Raw genomic sequence first — 17,734 nt, 5'->3', positions numbered from 1 at the left:
CTTTCCTGGCAAAATTTGCCAGGAAAGGACCTTTCATAGCACGGGCAGGAGCGGGTTCAGCTCAGCAGCGTGTAGTTCAGCTCTTCGCACACCCGGCCCAGCGGGACGTCGAGTCCCGGGTGGTCGAGGGGGAGCAGTACGTCCGGCGCGACCGGCAGCGAGTTCCCGGCGGGCGGATCCCACAGCGCGAGCGCGGGGCCGCCGGAGTCCATGGACGACCGGTACCAGACACCGTCGAGATCGCCGAAGGCGGCGCGGATGGCGCGGGCCCAGGCCTGGGTGATCTTCTTCGGGCCGCTGGAGATCTCCTGCGAGGCGCCGACGCGGGTCGGCCACAGACCGGCGAGGTCGAGCAGCCGCAGTGTGCGGGTCGGCCGGACGACGACCAGGCGCGGGCCGCGGGATTTGCGGTCGACCGTGGACGTGGTCTGGAAGACCTCCGCGATGCTGGTGCGCACGGTGAGGCCGAAGTACAGGACGCCGTTGCCGGGGTCGGTCACCGGGCGCCCGCCGCGACCGGGGGTCTGCGGGTCGAAGCGGCCGTGCGGGAGCGGGCCGCTGTAGCGGAACGAATTCCACTGCTGGGGGTGATTGCCGTGCGCGGTGAAGATCCTGACCAGCCTGGTGCCGGGGTGCACCGTCACCACGTCGCTGGTGCGGTGCAGCTCCTTGACCAGGACAGAGCGTGCGGGCGGCAGAGGGAGCCGGGCCATACCTCGGGAGTCGTCCGTCCTTGTCGGGTGATCTTGCTCGGTGGGGTCAGCCTACGGCCTACCCCCGACTGAAATTTTCCGTCGTCGGGCAGAACACCTTAGCGTCTGTGGTGAACCCGCGTCCGCGATCGACGTCGGCGGGGTGCCGGCTGGTGGGCCACGTCACGTTGAGTGGACAGGGCACCCCGCCACCGCGATAGCCGGGGCCTTCGGCCAGGGCGGGTTCACGCGTGTGGTCCTTTTCCGGGTGCATCTCAGCTCCGCCGACGGGCACCTCAGAACGGGGACCCGAGTGTGGCCACCAGCCTGGCGACGTGCTCGGGATCGCCGCCGGAAAGCAGCCATTGGCGCGGGGTGGCGGGTTGGTCGTTGATCACCAGATCGGTCTGCGGGGTGCTCATGAAGGCGGCCACGACCAGTACGGGCTGGTCCTCGGGTACCGCGCGCAGCACGACCTCCAGGCCGGGCAGCACCCCGGAACCGGTGAACTGCCAGGCGGGCAGCCGCCAGCCCTGGTCCTTCCAGCCGGTGAGCCTGCCCTCCTTGAGGCGGTGGCGGATGCGGCTGTCGTCCACACCCAGCGCCTTCGCCGCTTCCAGCACGCTCAGCGCGGAATCGGCGAGTACGGCGTGCGCGGCGACCGTGCGGGCACGGAAGTCCGGTTCGTCCTCGCTGCGGGGGGAGATGTCCAGTCCGACGTCGGTGAGCGCCGCACGCTGATCCGCCGAGAAGTAGTGCGATGGATCGGGGTTCGGCGGGGACAGTTTCCGCGCCGCGTCCTCCACGAGGGTCAGGAACTCGTGGGCGTCGACCTTGAGGCCGGCCTTGGCGAGGACGTTCTCGAGCGCTATGGACATGCGCCTAGGGTAACGCGTCTGTGCGGGTTCGTGCGGTCTCATCTCGATTTCGTGGGTGAATTCACCAGAGATGAACACAGAGCGCACGGAATCAAACACGCGCAGTAGGCAATATCGCCACAGTGTGCCCGGATCGGGCGGCCTTGTCCAGAGTCCCCGGCTTGACAGGCCGCTAAAGGCAACTTACCTTCCGAATGGTAATCGATTTCTTTCCCACCGCTTCGGGGAACCCGGCTGGTGTGGGGCCGGCTTGGGGGAACAAGGGGGTGGGGCGTTCCTGGGCGGCCGGTGCGAACCGGTCGCCCAGGCACGTCGTACGTCCTTCAGTCGCGCCTCGAACTCCGGCGCACGATCAGTTTCGCCTGCAACGTGGTCGTCGTGGCCTTGCGCGTACTGTCGCCGATCCGGGCGAGCAGCAACTCGGCGGCGACCTTGCCCACCTCGTTCGCGGGCTGGGCGACCACCGTCAGCGGCGGGTCGATGAGCGTCGTCCACGGGGCGTCGTCGAAGGACACGATCCCCACGTCCTGTCCCGACCGCAGCCCGCGTGAGGCCAGCGCCTCCAGTACGCCGATCGCCATCGTGCTGTTGCCGACCAGCAGCGCGTCCGGCGGCTCCGGCTCGTCGAGGAGGCTGAGCGCGGCGAGCCTGCCGCCCTCGGCCCGGAACTCGGCGCGCCGGGTGAGGGCGTTCTCCGCGCCGACGGCGTCGGTGTAGCCCGCCAGCCGGTCTTCGGCCGTGCGGACCCCTGGCGGCCCGCTGACGCACGCGACCCGCCGGTAGCCGCCGTCGAGCAGGTGCTGTGTCGCGTCGCGGGCGGCGAGCCGGGTGTCGACCAGCACCTGGTCGCCGGTGTTCTCCAGCAGCGGCCGGTCGACAGCGACCACGGGCGTGCCTCGCTGGGTCAGCCTGTCGACGTTGGTGGCCCGGCCGGTGGGGGAGAGCACCACGCCGGCGACCCGCTCCTGAAGGGCGACGTCGATGTAGCGCCGCTCCTTCTCCTCGTTGTCGTCCGCGTTGCACAACACCACCGAGTAGCCCGCCGTCTGCGCGATGTCCTCGACGCCACGGGCGATCGCCGTGAAGAAGGGGTTCTCCACGTCGGAGATGATGAGCGCGAGTACCGCGGTCTCCTGACGGCGCAGATTCCTCGCGAGCCCGTTCGGGTGGTATCCCAATTCCGCGGCCGCGGCCTGTACCCGGGCCGCGAGGGCCGGATCCACAGTGGACTTTCCGTTGAGCGTCCTCGACACGGTCGCCGTCGAAACCCCGGCCTTCGCCGCCACGTCGTTGATGGTGGCCACCGTGACCTCCCCTTCTGCAGGTGTCTTGACACCTTCGCACGGGAAGAATAGCTTGGCCGACAATCGTTACCATCCGCTGATCGCGTTATGCGCTGATCGCGTTCCGGAGTTCGGAGGTGCCGTGGGCGACCCGGGCCTGGTGCTCGGCATCGACATCGGCACCTCGAGTTCCAAGGGGGTGCTCGTCGATTCCCGGGGCACCGTGGTGGCGCGGGCGTCCCGGCCGCACGAAACCTCCCGCCCCCGCCCTGGCTGGTTCGAGCACGACGCCGAAACCGTGTGGTGGCAGGATTTCCTCGCCTTGGCCAGGGAACTTTCCGCGGGCGCCGGGGATCATCCCATCATCGGGGTCTCGGTCAGCGGGATCGGACCGGTGCTCCTGCCCGCCGACTCTTCCGGGAAACCCTTGCGCCCGGCGATCCTTTACGGCGTCGACACCCGTGCGTACGACGAAATCCGGGAATTGACCCGGGAATTAGGTGAAGAATCCATTGTGGAGCGCGGCGGAAGCGCACTCGGCGCGCAGGCCGTCGGCCCGAAATGGCGCTGGCTGGCCAAGAACGAGCCGGAGGTGTTCGAACGGGCGAAGCTTTTCCTGATGGCGAGTTCGTTCCTCGTCCTGCGCCTGACGGGGGAATACGTCCTCGATCACCATTCCGCGAGCCAGTGCGACCCGATGTACGACCTGCGCGAGGCCCGGTGGGCGCCGGACAGGGTCGCCGCGATCGCCCCGGGCGTCGAACTGCCCAGGCTCGCCTGGCCGACCGAGGTGGTCGGAGCGGTCACCGCCGAGGCGGCCGCGGAAACCGGCCTGCCGCAAGGGATCCCGGTGACGGCGGGCACGGTGGACGCCTGGGCCGAGGCGACCGGGGCGGGCGTGACCTCGCCCGGGGACACGATGCTCATGTACGGCACCACGATGTTCCTGATCCAGGTGCTCTCCGATCCCCGTCCCGGCCCCGGGCTGTGGACGACCCGTGGCGTGGTCCCCGGCAGTTATTCGCTCGCGGCGGGGATGGCCACCTCCGGGGCGATCACCGACTGGATGCGGGATCTCTTCGGCGGCGAGTTCGGGGATCTGTCGGCCTCGGCGGGCAGGGTCCCGGCGGGCAGCCGGGGGTTGCTGATGCTGCCGTACTTCGCCGGGGAACGGACACCGGTACCGGATCCGGACGCGCGCGGCGTCCTCGCCGGGCTCACCACTTCCCACGGCCGCGCCGAGTTGTACCGCGCGGCGCTGGAGGGCACGGCGTACGGGGTGCGGCACAACCTCGAAGCCATGCGGGAAGCAGGAGGCGGTGCCCGCCGGTTCGTCGCCGTCGGCGGCGGGACGCGGGGCGGGGTGTGGACGCGCATCGTCAGCGACGTCGCGCGGATCGACCAGGAGATCCCCGCGGAAACCATCGGGGCCGCGTTCGGTAATGCCGTTCTCGCGTCCGTGGCGCTGGGAAGGGAACCGGATATCGAAGCCTGGAACCCCGTCGCCGAGATCGTCCGCCCCGGCGCGGACGCCGATGTGTACGACGAGTTCTATCCGCACTACCGCGCGCTCTACCGGTCCACGGTGGACACCGCGCATTTCCTCGCGCGGCACGCCCTCGCTTCCGGGTGACAGAATCGGGCCGTGTCCGCACCCGAGATCGATGCACTGGCCTGGATCCACGTCCGCGACCGCCGTCTGCTGTCGGTACGGACCGAAGGCAAGGCCAAGTTCTACCTGCCGGGAGGCAAACGTGAGCCGGGGGAGGGCGACGTCGCCGGGCTGTGCCGGGAGATCAGGGAGGAACTCGGCGTCGAGCTCGATCCGCTCAGCTTCCGCTTCTTCACGGTGCTGAACGAGCAGGCCGACGGTTTCGCGGACGGCCGCCGCGTCCGGATGACCTGTTACACCGCCGAGCATCGCGGCGAGCCCATGCCCGGCCGGGAGATCGCGGAGTCGGCCTGGCTCACGTCGGCCGACGCCCACCTGTGCCCGCCCGCGGGCCGGCGGGTCCTCGGAATGCTCGCGGACGCCGGACAGCTGGATTGACCGGCCTGCCCCGCGATGTCACCCAAAGTGAGCTATCCGGCTCTCCCCGTTTACGCCGATCGCCCGATGACCAGGTGCTCCTCCTCGGCGAGGGCACCCAAAAGGGTGAATATCGGGTTTCTTCCCGATAACGGCTAACGCGGAGTCACCTTCGAACGAGAAGTAGTCGACGCACTCGACGGAAGTGCGCTCGGACGAGAGAAGACCTCTCCATGGGTGTTCCCACCGCGACCCCTCCGGCATCGGCGCCGGCATCGGGTGCCCCGGGCAGGCTGAAACCGCTCGGGACCGTCGTGGTCGTGCTGGGTGTGATGGCCGTCGCCGTCACCCTGACCAGTTACGTTCTGCCGAAGGCGTCCCGGCCGGTGCAGAGCCCGCCCGCGCCGCAGGTCGAACAGGCCGCGGCCGCCGTGCGCGCGGTGACGCATTCGGTGGTCTACGAGCTTTCCGGGGCGAAGGGCGCGCAGAACGTCACTTACGTCGCGCAGGGCTCGGAACTCATGCAGAAGACCGAAGTGACGGCTCCGTGGACCACCGCTTTCGAGCGCAAAAGCCAAGAAGGCCGCGACGAGTTCTACAGCGTCTCCGCGCAGGGAGCGGGCAGCGGCGTGCTGAAGTGCCGGATCGTCGTCGACGGCGAGGTCGTCAGCGACCACACCGCCCCCGCCGCGGGTGCGCCGGTGACCTGTACGGCCTGAAACCCATAATTCCCGGGGCCTGACCGCGTTTCTGCGGCAGGATGATCGGGATGACTGATGGTGCGATCGCCTTCGGCCCCGTCCTCGCCGCGGTTCTCGTCGCGCTGGCGATCTTCGGCGCGGCAGTGGTGCATTTCGGGCAACTGGGCGAAGGCAGGGCGGTGCTGTTCGCGGCCGCCCGTGCCGTCGTGCAGCTCGCCGCCGTCTCGCTGGTGATCGTCGGGATCCTGAAGTCGGGCTGGCTGACCTTCGGATTCGTACTGCTGATGTTCGCGATCGCGGCGGTCACCTCGGCCCGCCGGATCGGCGTGCCGAAGGAGTCGGTCTGGGTCGCGCTCGCCATCGCGTCCGGCGTGGTGCCGGTGCTGGCGCTCGTGCTCGCGACCGGGGTGGTCCCGTGGCGGCCCATCGCGATCGTGCCGATCGCCGGGATCGTCATCGGCGGCGCGATGTCCGCGACCTCCCAGGCCGCGCGGCGCGCCCTGGACGAACTCGTGTCCCGGCACGGCGAGTACGAAGCCGCGCTGGCGCTGGGTTTCCTGCGCCGCCCGGCCGCGCTGGAGATCTGCCGCCCCTCGGCGGGGCATGCCCTGATCCCCGCGCTCGACCAGACCCGCACGGTCGGCCTGGTGACCTTGCCCGGCGCCTACGTCGGTGTCCTCCTCGGTGGCGCCGGGCCGCTGCAGGCCGGGGTGACCCAGGTGCTCGTGCTCATCGGACTGCTGGCCGCGGAGGCCGTCGCGGTGCTGGTCGCCGTGCACTTGGTCGCGGCCGGTCGGATCAGCCGAAAGGCGACTGGAGATGGGATGTGTCGTTGAACCGCCGCACCATCCACTCGTCGCCCGACACCACCAGATGCGAGATCGAACCGTTGTCCGCACCGAGGAACGCGAACCGGCTCTTCGCGCCGCTGGCCTGCGCGAACACCTCACCGATCACGCCGCCGTGGGTGAACACGGCGACCCGCCGGTCCGGGTTGGCCGCGGCGAGCCTGCCGATGGCCGCCTTGATCCGGCCGCCGAAGTCTTCCATCGTCTCCGCGCCGGGGATGACGTCCCAGCGCTGTTCCCGCCACAGCTTCTCGACGATCGGGTGGCCTTCGTGGGTGTAGCGGCGGAAGAGCCCGCCCTCCCAGTCGCCGAGGTGGATCTCCCTCAGGCCGGCTTCGAGTTCCGGCTTGAGCCCGAGCTTCGCGGCGAGCGGTGCCGCGGTCTGCGACGTCCTCCGCAGCGTCGTCACGTACAGCGCGGAGATCCGTTCGTCCGCCAGCCGGCCGCCGACGCGTTCGGCGTGCTCCCGGCCTTCCGGCGCGAGGTCGGGGTCGGCCTGGCCGTCGACCATGTCGAACGGCGTACTTGCCTTGGCCGGAGCCGATTCACCGTGGCGGACGAGGAAGATCTCGGTCGCGCCGGGCGGCGGGGAGAACCGGTGCTGACGGTATTCGATCTCCTGCTCAGGGGTGCTCATGCCCGGACGATACCGAGTCAGCCCAGCTGTTTGTCGACGAAGCACCAACGCCAGGTCTCGCCGGGCTCCTGACTGCGCATCACCGGGTGCAGGGTGTCATGGAAGTGCTGCGTCGCGTGCTTGGACGGCGACGAGTCGCAACAGGCGACGTTCCCGCATTTGAGGCATTTGCGCAGATGGACCCAGGTGGTCCCGTGCGCGACGCATTCGGCGCACACGTCGGGCGCGTCAGGCTGGACTTCCGGCCAGCTCTTGGCCAGATGCTTGCAGGATCCCGCCGTCGCGGCGGGCGTGCGCAGTTCGCGATCGGAGTCCGGCACGGTCTCCTCCTCCCTGTCCAGCATGGATTCCTCGATGTCGAGGCGTTCGAGGATCCGGCGCAGGACATCATCATCGGCCATCCCGGAGTCGCGCGCCTCCAGGAACTTCGCGCGTTCGACTTCGAGCAGCTTCAGCCGCAGGCGCCGGTAGGCGTCGCTCGGCGTCTCGGTGAGCGCGCTCTGCCTGCCGAGTTCCTCCCACGCTGAATCGGACCGGTGCTGCAGCCGGCTGCGCAGACGCTCGACGATGTCTTCCGGGTCTTCGGGGGTCCGGATCTTCTCCAGTTCGTCGATCGCGGCCCGCGTCATGTCGTGGAGCACGGCCGCCTCCTGCAGCGCGTCCTCGCCCGCATCGGGCGGGGGCAGTTTCAGGCGGCGCACCAGCACCGGCAGCGTCGTCCCGTGCAGCAGCAGCGTTCCCGCCACGACGACGAACGCGACCAGGACCAGCACGGCCCGCTGCGGGGTGTCCGCGGGCAGCACGAACGCCGCCGCGAGCGTGACGACCCCGCGCATGCCGGCCCAGGCGATCACGGCCGAATACCGCCACGGCCAGGCGTGGCGGCGGAACATCCGCCGGGCTAGCCCGATCCCCGCCATCCAGATGATGCGGGTGACGATCGTCGCGGCGAGGGTGGCGAGGCAGATCACGACGAGCTGGAGCGCGCTCAGGCCGCTGTCGCCGACCTCGGTCATGATCCGGCGGACCTGCAGCCCGATCAGCAGGAAGACGATGTTCTCCAGCAGGAACTGGATGGTCTGCCAGTTCAGCCTGCTCGCCAGCCGCGACCGGCCGGAAAGCATGCTGGGCGCCTTGTGCCCGAGGATCAGCCCCGCGACGACCACGGCGATCACCCCGGACCCGTGGATCGCCTCGGCGGCGATGTAGGCGATGAACGGGACCACCAGTGAGAGCGCGGTGTCGGTGACCGGGTCCTGGAGCCGGGTGCGGATCATCGCGGCGATCGCGCCGACGGCGAACCCGATCACCAGCCCACCGCCCGCGGCGAGCAGGAAATCCCCGCCCACCTGCAGCAGGCTGACCGAACCGGCGATGGCCGCGATGGCGGTCCGCAACGCGACCAGCGCGGCCGCGTCGTTGAAGAGGCTTTCGCCCTCCAGCAGCCTGGTCAGCTTGCGCGGCATCCCGACCTTGCGGGCGACCGCGGTGGCCGCGACCGCGTCGGGCGGAGCGACCACCGCGCCGATCGCGAGCCCGGCGGCGAGCGGCAGACCGGGGATCACCAGCCACGCCACGACACCGACCGCGGCCGTCGTGAAGATGACGAGCCCCACCGAAAGCAACAGGATCGGCCCGCGGTTACGGCGGAAGTCGATCAGCGACGTGCGGATCGCGGTCGCGTACAGCAACGGGGGCAGCAGCCCCAGCAGCACGACCTCCGGGTCCAGTTCGTATTCCGGGATACCGGGGACGTACGAGGCGACGACCCCGACCGCGATCAGGCACAGGGGCGCCGACCAGTCGAGTTTCCGCGCCGCGGCGGTGACCAGGAGGACGGCCACCACCAATGCCACGAGTTCTACCGCGATCTCCACGCCGCTCATCATCACCTGAGTGCCTCGGTGCGCGCGCACCGAGGCCGGTCAGGCCCGCTGCTCGATCCGCACCAGGTTGCCGGCGGGGTCACGGAAAGCGCAGTCGCGGACGCCGTGGGGATGGGTGAGCGGCTCCTGGACGACGTCCGCGCCGGTCGCCTGTATCCGGTCGAACGTCGCGATCAGGTCCCGGGTGGCGAGCAGGATGGTCGCGTAACAGCCCTTGGCCATCAGCTCGGCGATCGTGGCCCGTTCCTCGCCGGTGAGCCGCGGATCGGTGTCCGGGGGACGCAGGACGATCGTCGTCCCCTGTCCTCCCGGTGGCTCGACAGTGATCCCGTGCGGGCCTTCCTCACGTACCTCGAAGCCCAGGATGTCGCGATAGAAGGAAAGGGAAGCCTCGAGATCGTCGGCGGGGAGGAAGGACGCGTGAATCGAGAGGGTCATACGACTCAAGGTAGGTCTGCGCGCGGTGGGGCCGCTTCTCGATTCCTGATCGGCCGCATGACCTGTTTGACGACGCAGCCGGGCATGCCCCGGCCGTCCTCCGCCGCCTGTTTGCGGTACACGCTCGGCGAGACGCCGACCAGCTCGGAGAACCGGGTGCTGAAGGTGCCCAGCGACGAGAAACCGACGTCGAAGCAGACCTCGGTGACCGACATGTCCCCGCGCCGCAGCAGCATCATGGCCCGCTCGATCCGGCGGGTCATCAGGTAGCTGTAGGGCGATTCGCCGTACGCGGCCCGGAACTCGCGGCTCAGATGCCCGGCCGAGACGTGGACTCCGCGCGCCAGCGCCTCGACGTCCAGGGGCTGTGCGTAGTCACGGTCGATCCGGTCGCGGACGCGCCGGAGCATCGCGAGGTCGCGCAGGCGCGGGTCGGGTTTGCCGGTCACCCGGATAGCGTAACCCACGCTGGGACGCCGAAAGGCCCCTTCGCCGGGCGGCGAAGGGGCCTTCTGGCGACTCCCCTGGCTAGAGGGTGATCTTGTCGACGTTGGGGCCGCCGTTCGCCGTGGTGGCGACCGCCTTGATCTTGTTCACCCCCGCCGCCAGCGTCACCCGGACGGTTTTCGTCGTCCAGGCCGGCCAGGTGCCGGTGCTGCCGAAGGCGACACCCGACGCGCTGATCGAGCCGTTGACGGAGAAGTCCAGCGGGCGGCTCGTCGTCGTCCCGTTGGCGTACCGGACGACGACGTCGTAGGTGCCCGCCGACGGCACGGTGACCGTCCACTCGACCGAGCTGCCCGCCACGTTGTCGTAGTTGACGAACCCGGTCCCGGTGTAGCCGGCGTGGTTGGACTCCACCGCGCCCTGGACGATCGTGGCGTCCTCGGCCTGGTAGTCGACCGGGTCGCTCGGGCCGGGGCCGGAACCGTCGGCCGGAACCGTCTGCGTGCCGGTGTTCCAGCCCGAGATCCGCACCGACGGCTTGGAGCCCTTGAGGTCGGCGGTGCGGTACTTCGCGGTCAGCGTGGTCGTTTCACCCGGCCACAGGCTCACCGCGTTGTCGTTCCACTCCACCGGGAGCACCGGTTTGCCCGCGGAATCCACCACCTTCGAGTCGACGTAGAACGCCGGGAGCCTGCCGCCCGAGGTGTTCTTCAGCGTCACGGTCGTGGTGGTGGTGCCATCGGCCCCGGCGACCGAGTTCGCCGTCGCGCCGACGGCAGACTGGCCGAGGTTGTTCAGCCCGGACAGATCCGCGAAGGCCGACTGGGGGGTGTAGTACCAGTCGCTGCCGCCCCAGTTGAGCGTGTCCGCCTTGGTGGAGAGCCAGTACACGTTCCGGCTGACCTCCTTGCCGGACGAATCGGTGAGCACCAGCTTCGCCAGATAGGTAGTGGACAGCCCGCTCACCGCCGGAACGGTGACCGCGGTGGCCTTGGCGCCCAGTGCGCCGACCGAAAGCCCGGTCTTGGTGTTGCTGTACTTCTCCGTGCCGTCGAGGTTGTACAGCTTCGTGGTCGCCGTCAGCCCGCTCACCGCGTTCGACGTCTGGTTGATCACCACGACCGACCGGTTGTCGTGCGAGTACTGGATGTGCAGCGGCTCGTTGGCCTTCTTCGCACCGTAGTAGGCGCCGTTCTGGTCCATGTAGGCGTCGAACAGCTGCCAGTGCAGGGAAGTCCACGGGCTGTTGAGCATCCAGTAGATCAACCCGGTCGACGGGTTGGTCGAGTCGGTGTAGTTGCGTGAGTGCGACTCGAATTCCGCACGGACGTTCTCGTACTGCGAGAGCTGCGCCTTGCGCACGAAGTCGTTCAGGTTCGCCGACGCGCCATAGCGCTTGGTGAGCGCGTCACCGAACAGCTTCAGGTTCCCGAAGGTGTCGGAAGACGAGCGGTGGTACTGCTTGGCCGACGGGTTCTTCCACATCGTGTCCAGTTCGCTCGCCGACATCATCCGCTTCAGGGTGTCCATCGTCGGGATGTCGACGCCCGCGCTGGTCTCGGAGTTGAAGCTCCACGCCCCGCCACGGTCCTTTTGCGACTTGTCGTACCAGTACACCGGCGGCACGTAGTCGTACGGGCCGTTCATCTTCATCCCGGACGCGCCGGTGATCGGGGACGGCCTCGCCGAAGCCGCCGGGATCACCGGGAGCAGGAAGTCGGCGGCCTTCATCGCGTCGAGGTAGCCCTGCTCGATCCGCCTGTCCGGCGCGAAGTCGGAGCCGATGTGGAAGGAGATGACGCTCGGGTGGTCACGCAGGCGCTCGGCCTCGGAGAACATCGACGCCTTGGCGATCGGGTAGTCCGACTCGACCCACGGCTCACCCTTCTCCTCGCCGTTGACCTGGCCTTCCCACTTGTCGCAGCATTCCCAGCCGGGCATCGTGAGCACGCCGAGGTCGTCGGCGATGTCGAAGAACTCGTCCGGTTCGATGTGGCCTTCCAGCCGGACCGTGTTGAGCCCGAGGTTCAGCACGTACTTGAGCTTGTCGGCCGCCGCGGTCTCGTTCCAGCGCAGGAACAGATCCGGCGTGTAGCCGCCGCCCCTGATCAGCAGCGGTTTGCCGTTGACGCTGTACTGCCGTCCGCCGCTGGAGTTGAGCGTCGCCTTGACGTCACGGACACCGAACTTCGACTTCGCGGCGTCGGACGGCGTGCCGCCGACACTCGCGGTCAGGTCGAGGTCGTACCGGTGCTGGCCCCCCATCCCGGCGGGCCACCAGACGTTCGGGCGGTCCAGGCCGACCAGCGGGAAGGTGACGGTCTTGCGCTCCTTGGCCGCCAGCGAGACGGTCTGGCTGATCGGCTTGCCCGCGACCGTGCCGGCCACGGTGGTCTGCACCGCGTTCGCCGAGTCGTTGCGGACGTCGGCCTTCACCGTGAGATCGGCGTGGTCGAGCGCGGAGTTCAGCTTCTGGATCACGTGTGCGCTGCGCAGGGCGACCGCTCCGCTGCGCCGGACCAGGACGTCACGGACAATGCCCATGTTCTGGTCCGGCGGGGTCTGCGCCCAGTCGATCCAGCCCATCGAGAGATCCCTGTTGGGATCGTTGGGGTAGACCTTGAAGGCGACGCTGTTGACACCTGTGTGCACCTGCGCGGTGATGTCCAGGTCGTGCCGGGTGTAGGCGCCGTTGACCTGGTCCTTCGTCGCGACCTTGGTGCCGTTGACCCAGACGTCGGCCTTCGAGAGCACACCGCTGAAGTCGAGATAGGTGCGCGACGAGGTGTCGTCGACGTTCAGGTCGGTGCGGTACCACCACGGCACGGAGAACTGCGCCGCCGGGACGTTCTGCATGTTCGTCGAATAGAACGGGTCGGCGTACTTGCCGTTCTGCAGCAATCCGGCGTAAACCGTCGACCGCGACGAAACGGGGTACCAGCCGGAGGTGGGGAAGCCCGGCTTCGACACCGCCGAATCGTCGCTGACCTGCGCCGAGGACTGGATCACGTAACCGGGGATCGGGGTGGCGTTACCCGCGGCGGCGCCGACGGACAGCGGCACGGCCACTTCCGCGCCGGTGGCGGCGGGAGCGGTGGTCACCCCGCAGACCGCGGCGGCCAGCGCGGTGACGGTCATGGCCAGTAACGGGATCCGGGTTCTCTTCTGCCGAAAACTCACGAGCGCGCCTCCTCGGGCACACGGCGGCGGACCTGGGGTGGAAATCGTTAAGAAAGTTCCCTAACAATGTGGGGAGATAGTAGCCGCCTCGTCACGTGGGGAACAGACCCTTGCTGCGGGTTTGTCAGCGGCGGGCGGGTCAGCCGATGGGCGCCACGTAGATCCACTGCCCGTCCACGCGGGCGAAGCGGCTGTTCTCGTGCATGCTGCCGGCCCGGCGACCCTGTCGGTAGTGGGCCCGGAACTCCACGGTGCCCTCGTTCTCCAGCAGGCCGCCGCCGGTCTTGCCGAGGATCTCCAGGAGCGTCCAGCGCTGGTCCGGGTCGAGTTCGAGGTCCGCGGGCCTGCTCTCCGGGGCCCAGGTCTTCGTGAGGTACGCCGTGTCGCCGACGGCGAACGCGCTGAACCGCGACCGCATCAGGAGTTCGGCGGTCGGCGCGGTCGCCGTCCCCCGGTGGAAGCGGCCGCAGCAAGCGCCGTAGGGCTCGCCGAGGCCGCACGGGCAACGGGCTTCGTCGGTGATCGCAGGCACGCGGGTGATTGTGTCATCGCGCCGCCGCAACGGTTTCGAGGTCCCGTGCCTGCTTGAGCCAGCCGGTGAACAGGTCGGCGTCGATGTCGGCGAGCGAGCGCAGTTTGACGTGCGCCATCTCACGAGCGCTCGCCTCCAGCCTGCCTGACTCGTCCTTGACGAGCTGTCCCTTCCAAAGGGCGAAGGTGACGTACGACGAATACGCCTTCATCAGGCAGACGAGGTTCTTCCCCGTGGCTTCGCCCGCGCTCCAGGTGGGGGAGCCGTGGTACATCGCCTCGATGGAGCCCGGCAGGGCGGCGTTGACGATCGGTCGCAGCGCTGTCGCGACCTCACGCAGGTTTTCGGGCAGGGCGGCGAGGTAGTCGTCGACGTTCGCGAACTTGGCCATGACTGGATCCCTTCGGTCGGGTTGCTGCGTTCAGCTAACCGTCCGAAGGTTGAAGTTGTCAAGACAAAAAAATTATTCGGTGATGCTTCGATCAGTGCCCATGGCGTCGCATCCATTGCGAGCTACAGCAGAACTCGCACGGCTCGAGTTCGCCGGGCGCGACCGAACCCCAGGCGAGGCGGACGAGGTCGTGGACGTTCTTGCCCTGCCGATGCGCCCGGCCCTGGCCTTTGCGCAGCCATGTGCAGTCCGGATCGTTGTGATAGGCGTTGCCCTCACCGGTCCGGTAGCCGTGGGGGAGGACGTTCGGCGGTGGCTTCCGGCACAGCGAACACCACGAGATCGGCATGTCGTGAACGCATTCGGCCTCCTTGGCCGGTGGCTCGGGCTGTGCCGGGGTCACAGTGCCGGTCCCGGTGTCGTCGAGCACGCCCCACCAGAGGAAGTCGCGGGCGCGGGTCGCCGCGACCAAATGCTGCCTGCCGCGTAGCTCACGGCGTTCCTCTTCGGCCTGCGTACCGGTCACGCTTTCGCGGATGTTCTCCAGCACCATCACCGCCTGGAAATCGAGCCCCTTGGCGCGGTGCACGGTCCCGATCTTGAGCTTGCCGTCGGCTTCGCCGGTGTACTTCTCCAGCGCCAGCGTGGTTATCCCCGCCGCGCGCAGTATTTCGGCGCACCTGCTGAGATCCTTGTGGTGGAAGACGATCAGTGCCGCGTGGTCCCGGTCGACCGGGAGGGTGCGAACGGCGTCGACCAGGGCGTCGGGAAGATCGCGCGAGGTGCCGCGCCAGGTCGCGGTGGAACCACCGTCGCTGGCCGATTCGGCCGCGCGCAAGGTGACCCCGGCCGCGCCGTCGAGGTCGTCCACCCGGTTCGTGGCGTCGAACCGCCGCGCGAAACCCAGCACCTCGGCGCGGTTGCGGTAGTTGACCTTCAGGAGCTCGCCGCGGCCCTGGATCGGGATACCGGCGTCGGACAGCCGCCAGCCCCCGGGGTACACCTGTTGCTGCCCGTCGCCGACCAGCAGGAGTTTGTTCGGTCCGTCGCCGGCCAGTACACGCAACAGCTTCAAGCCGCCCAGCGTGATGTCCTGGACCTCGTCGACGACGACCGCCGCATACGGTGTTTCGAGCGGGCGTCGCACGAGTTCGGCGTGGCCCAGTTCGATCAGATCGTTGTGGTCGTGCACGCCCTTGTCCGTGAGGCCCCGTTGATAGTGCTCGTAGAGGCCCCAGACGTGTTCTCTCTGGCTCGCGTTGAGCGGCAGGATCCGGCCTCGGCGAGCGGCCGCGACGTAGCCGTCGAGCGTCGTGATCCCGCGACCTTTGATCACCCTGTCCAGTTCCGTGCGCCAGTAATCGACGTTCGGCTCGATGAGCTGCAGCCGCTCGCGGTAAGCCATCCACGCGAAGCTGAACACCGTGTCGATCTTTCGCCGGTCGACGTTCACCGGCACGCCCCGCTCGGCGAGGAACCGGCGGACCCAGCCGTGCAGGTTCGTGAACTCGGCGCGGCCCTCCAGCTCCGGGGCCAGCCGGTCGAAGGCCGTCTTGACCACCGACGGCAGCGAGTGGACGTAGGTGGTGAACAGCAAGGGGCCGGTGCTGAGCCGGGCGAGATGCCGGAGCCGGTGCAGCGCGACGACCGTTTTGCCGGTCCCCGCCGGGCCGCTGATCCGCGCGGGGCCCGAGTAGTCGCGTTTGACGATGGCGTTCTGCCGCGGGTGCAGGAAAGTGAGCCAGGAATCGAACGGCCGTCGCTGTGCCGCGCCGAGCTGGTCTTCGATCAGTTCGGCCGGGTCCAGCAGCCCGTCCGCTTCCGGGGCGCGATCCAGCCGCTGCACGGCCAAAGGACGGTAACCGCGGAGGCGTCGTTCCGCCTGCCCCGCGATGCGGGCGACCAGTCGCTGGTCGAGGTGGAGCGCGTCGCGCCGGAAGACGCGGTCGAGGCTGGATTCGGTCAGTGACCAGTAGATGCCGTCCTGGCGGGCCTTGCCCGCACCCGAGCCGATCACCGCGAGGTGGATCGCGCTCTCGGCCAAGGAACGGCCGCGCGGTCCGGAGATCCCAGCGAAGCGCTCCTTCGCGTGGCGCAGGACTTGGCGCACGGCTTCGTCGTCCGGGTCTCTATCGGTGATCAGGAGAGCGAGGACGCCGGTACATCCGATCAGGAACGCGTCAGCGCTCCGGCCGTCGTTTGACGGCAACGCCATGTTGACCAGCAGCCGCCAGCCCGCACCGGTCCGGCTGAGCAGGGCGGTGAGGACATTGCGTTGCAGCGAATCCAAGTCGGTGAAGGTGCTCTCGAGAAGCTGCCCGGCTTGGGCTTCGAGTCGCCTTCTCAAGTGTTCGCTCCTGCTCACGTACGGTCCGTTCCTTCGGTGATGGTCAAGGTGCGGGGAATTCGACGGCGATCTCGACGGCCGTCTCCAACGTCGCTTCGCTCGGCCGCCCGGCGATGCGAGCCGACTCGGCGATCACGACCAGCTTCCGGTCGAGGCGCGAGTCGTAGTCCTCGCCGGTGAAGCGCTCTCCGTGCTGTCCCTCGCCGAGGAGGGCGACATTGCCGCTGCCCTGCTTGTCGACGAGCCGTTTCAGATCGGCTGCCTCGTTCGCCTTCGGCATCTTCACCCACGCGACGGACACGGCGATCTTGTTGCCGGACCCGTCATCGACGGTGACGATCATGCGATCGAGATCGACGCAGGGATGGCGCAGGAAGAAACGCTGGACTTCGCCGAAGGAATGCGGGCCGCATTTCAGCTCGCGTTTCGCGGTCTTCTTGAGCTGGCGCCAGCCGAGGCGCTGCCATGCTTCGGAATGGCGGCCCTTCTGCGCGGATTTCTTGCTGGAGGTTTTGCCTTTGGCGGCTTGGCTCGCGGCCGAATCGAGAGAGGCGGCGCTGCCGCCGCTCAGGCCGCTCCCGGCGGCCACGGCGACTCCGACCGCCGCCGCGCCGACGCCGTACTTGTATTTGATCCAGCGGCCGTCCGGGCCACGTGGCTGATTCACCATGAGGCGTTCCGTCCCCTCCCAAGTCCGGAACGGACGATCCTGCACTGGGCACCGACGGGACGTGGAGATCTTCATGTCGAATACGCCCGAATAGCCCAGTCGATCTCCGGGTTTCCGCCGGTGCCGAACAGTTCTTGGACCTGAGGGCCTGCCGAAGGGCCCGTCGCCGGTGTGGCCGGCGGGTTCTTCGTAACGGTGTTTGGTGCTTGATTGATCCCGAGGTCCGCGCCGCGACCGCAAGACGAGCAAGCCGGACACTTCTCGCTTTCCTCCTCGCCGCAGCCTGACCTGCTGGCGGACTGTGCACGCGAGTTACGCGTCTGAGCACGCGAGTTATGGCAACCACGGCAAAGGAAGCGGGTGACCGCGCGTGAACCCTGTCGCTTAGCATCGGCACCATGACGACAGTGGAACTCACCCGCTTCAAGGTCCCGGCCGACCGCGCGGACGAACTGCTCCAGGCCCGGACCGCGATGCTCGCCGACTTCCGCGCCGACAGGGAGGGCTTCCTCGACGCCCAGCTGATCCGGGTCGACGACGAAACCTGGCTCGACATCGTGTGGTGGCGTTCCTCCGAGGACTTCGCCGGGTCGCGGGAGAAGGGCGCGAACCTCCCGGGGATCAAGGCGTTCTTCGCGCCCATCACCGAATTGATCTCCGCCGAGGAAGGCACCACCGAGGACTACCGCGGCTAGGCCCACATGCCGGGACGGGAAATATCGCCGTCCGTAAGCCGTTGACCTGGAAGAACGAACAAGGTCACGGAAGGGATCGG

17 protein-coding genes are annotated in these 17,734 nt (G+C 68.5%); 5 read left to right on the top strand and 12 right to left on the bottom strand.

Annotated elements, in window-relative coordinates; all coding sequences use genetic code 11:
* Positions 1–56: 56 nt before the first annotated feature.
* The 3 genes from L324_RS24715 to L324_RS24705 all read right to left on the bottom strand — a co-directional run bounded on the left by L324_RS24715 (position 57) and on the right by L324_RS24705 (position 2,874).
* Positions 57–713: an RES family NAD+ phosphorylase gene (locus L324_RS24715; protein ID WP_037313256.1), complete on the bottom strand. Its 657-nt coding sequence runs from the start codon at positions 711–713 to the stop codon at positions 57–59.
* A gap of 275 nt (positions 714–988) precedes the next feature.
* Positions 989–1,570, bottom strand: a complete 582-nt coding sequence (locus tag L324_RS24710) for a hypothetical protein (RefSeq protein ID WP_037313254.1) — start codon at positions 1,568–1,570, stop codon at positions 989–991.
* 323 nt (positions 1,571–1,893) lie between these two features.
* A complete protein-coding gene (locus L324_RS24705; RefSeq protein WP_037313252.1) occupies positions 1,894–2,874 on the bottom strand; it encodes a LacI family DNA-binding transcriptional regulator in 981 nt (326 codons plus the stop codon).
* Between the two features lie 121 nt (positions 2,875–2,995).
* On the opposite strand from L324_RS24705, the gene L324_RS24700 reads away from it, so the two are divergent.
* The 4 genes from L324_RS24700 (at position 2,996) to L324_RS24685 (ending at position 6,419) form a co-directional block, all read left to right on the top strand.
* A complete protein-coding gene (locus tag L324_RS24700; RefSeq protein WP_037313249.1) occupies positions 2,996–4,486 on the top strand; it encodes an FGGY-family carbohydrate kinase in 1,491 nt (496 codons plus the stop codon).
* A gap of 12 nt (positions 4,487–4,498) precedes the next feature.
* Positions 4,499–4,903, top strand: coding sequence for an NUDIX hydrolase (locus tag L324_RS24695; RefSeq protein WP_081736455.1), 405 nt, complete (start codon positions 4,499–4,501; stop codon positions 4,901–4,903).
* Positions 4,904–5,115: 212 nt separating this feature from the next.
* Complete coding sequence (locus tag L324_RS24690) at positions 5,116–5,601, top strand: MmpS family transport accessory protein (RefSeq protein ID WP_037313247.1); 486 nt, start codon at positions 5,116–5,118, stop codon at positions 5,599–5,601.
* A 50-nt stretch (positions 5,602–5,651) separates the two neighbouring features.
* A complete protein-coding gene (locus L324_RS24685; protein ID WP_037313245.1) occupies positions 5,652–6,419 on the top strand; it encodes an ABC transporter permease in 768 nt (255 codons plus the stop codon).
* On the opposite strand, the gene L324_RS24680 is transcribed toward L324_RS24685, so the two are convergent.
* The 9 genes from L324_RS24680 to L324_RS24640 all read right to left on the bottom strand — a co-directional run bounded on the left by L324_RS24680 (position 6,382) and on the right by L324_RS24640 (position 16,959).
* Positions 6,382–7,068 carry a histidine phosphatase family protein gene (locus tag L324_RS24680; protein ID WP_037313243.1) on the bottom strand — a complete coding sequence of 229 codons (687 nt, stop codon included), beginning with the start codon at positions 7,066–7,068 and terminating at the stop codon, positions 6,382–6,384. The two genes, L324_RS24685 and L324_RS24680, sit on opposite strands and share 38 nt — an antisense overlap.
* A gap of 17 nt (positions 7,069–7,085) precedes the next feature.
* Positions 7,086–8,954, bottom strand: a complete 1,869-nt coding sequence (locus tag L324_RS24675) for a Na+/H+ antiporter (protein ID WP_081736463.1) — start codon at positions 8,952–8,954, stop codon at positions 7,086–7,088.
* Between the two features lie 39 nt (positions 8,955–8,993).
* Positions 8,994–9,392 carry a VOC family protein gene (locus L324_RS24670; RefSeq protein ID WP_037313241.1) on the bottom strand — a complete coding sequence of 133 codons (399 nt, stop codon included), beginning with the start codon at positions 9,390–9,392 and terminating at the stop codon, positions 8,994–8,996.
* 5 nt (positions 9,393–9,397) lie between these two features.
* Complete coding sequence (locus tag L324_RS24665; protein ID WP_201769687.1) at positions 9,398–9,802, bottom strand: helix-turn-helix transcriptional regulator; 405 nt, start codon at positions 9,800–9,802, stop codon at positions 9,398–9,400.
* 118 nt (positions 9,803–9,920) lie between these two features.
* The gene (locus L324_RS24660) at positions 9,921–13,019 is read right to left on the bottom strand and encodes a glycosyl hydrolase 2 galactose-binding domain-containing protein (protein WP_173426399.1); all 3,099 of its coding nucleotides are present in this window, start codon (positions 13,017–13,019) and stop codon (positions 9,921–9,923) included.
* 139 nt (positions 13,020–13,158) lie between these two features.
* Positions 13,159–13,551, bottom strand: a complete 393-nt coding sequence (locus L324_RS24655; protein WP_152546986.1) for a YchJ family protein — start codon at positions 13,549–13,551, stop codon at positions 13,159–13,161.
* A 13-nt stretch (positions 13,552–13,564) separates the two neighbouring features.
* A complete protein-coding gene (locus tag L324_RS24650) occupies positions 13,565–13,942 on the bottom strand; it encodes a DUF1801 domain-containing protein (RefSeq protein ID WP_037313236.1) in 378 nt (125 codons plus the stop codon).
* 91 nt (positions 13,943–14,033) lie between these two features.
* Positions 14,034–16,289, bottom strand: a complete 2,256-nt coding sequence (locus tag L324_RS24645; protein ID WP_037313234.1) for a UvrD-helicase domain-containing protein — start codon at positions 16,287–16,289, stop codon at positions 14,034–14,036.
* A gap of 43 nt (positions 16,290–16,332) precedes the next feature.
* Complete coding sequence (locus tag L324_RS24640; protein ID WP_037313231.1) at positions 16,333–16,959, bottom strand: hypothetical protein; 627 nt, start codon at positions 16,957–16,959, stop codon at positions 16,333–16,335.
* 398 nt (positions 16,960–17,357) lie between these two features.
* Between L324_RS24640 and L324_RS24635 the strand changes: the two genes are divergently transcribed.
* Positions 17,358–17,654, top strand: a complete 297-nt coding sequence (locus L324_RS24635; RefSeq protein WP_037313228.1) for an antibiotic biosynthesis monooxygenase family protein — start codon at positions 17,358–17,360, stop codon at positions 17,652–17,654.
* Positions 17,655–17,734: the final 80 nt, after the last annotated feature.

It is taken from the genome of Amycolatopsis orientalis DSM 40040 = KCTC 9412, from assembly GCF_000478275.1.
Lineage (GTDB): Bacteria > Actinomycetota > Actinomycetes > Mycobacteriales > Pseudonocardiaceae > Amycolatopsis > Amycolatopsis orientalis.
This window is presented reverse-complemented; position numbering and strand designations above follow the sequence as displayed.

Excerpts from the sequence above, each read along its gene's own strand:
- L324_RS24715 (WP_037313256.1), bottom strand. The coding sequence starts at position 713 with ATGGCCCGGCTCCCTCTGCCGCCCGCACGCTCTGTCCTGGTCAAGGAG.
- L324_RS24710 (WP_037313254.1), bottom strand. The coding sequence starts at position 1,570 with ATGTCCATAGCGCTCGAGAACGTCCTCGCCAAGGCCGGCCTCAAGGTC.
- L324_RS24690 (WP_037313247.1), top strand. The coding sequence starts at position 5,116 with ATGGGTGTTCCCACCGCGACCCCTCCGGCATCGGCGCCGGCATCGGGT.
- L324_RS24685 (WP_037313245.1), top strand. The coding sequence starts at position 5,652 with ATGACTGATGGTGCGATCGCCTTCGGCCCCGTCCTCGCCGCGGTTCTC.
- L324_RS24680 (WP_037313243.1), bottom strand. The coding sequence starts at position 7,068 with ATGAGCACCCCTGAGCAGGAGATCGAATACCGTCAGCACCGGTTCTCC.
- L324_RS24675 (WP_081736463.1), bottom strand. The coding sequence starts at position 8,954 with ATGAGCGGCGTGGAGATCGCGGTAGAACTCGTGGCATTGGTGGTGGCC.
- L324_RS24670 (WP_037313241.1), bottom strand. The coding sequence starts at position 9,392 with ATGACCCTCTCGATTCACGCGTCCTTCCTCCCCGCCGACGATCTCGAG.
- L324_RS24665 (WP_201769687.1), bottom strand. The coding sequence starts at position 9,802 with ATGCTCCGGCGCGTCCGCGACCGGATCGACCGTGACTACGCACAGCCC.
- L324_RS24650 (WP_037313236.1), bottom strand. The coding sequence starts at position 13,942 with ATGGCCAAGTTCGCGAACGTCGACGACTACCTCGCCGCCCTGCCCGAA.
- L324_RS24640 (WP_037313231.1), bottom strand. The coding sequence starts at position 16,959 with ATGGTGAATCAGCCACGTGGCCCGGACGGCCGCTGGATCAAATACAAG.
- L324_RS24635 (WP_037313228.1), top strand. The coding sequence starts at position 17,358 with ATGACGACAGTGGAACTCACCCGCTTCAAGGTCCCGGCCGACCGCGCG.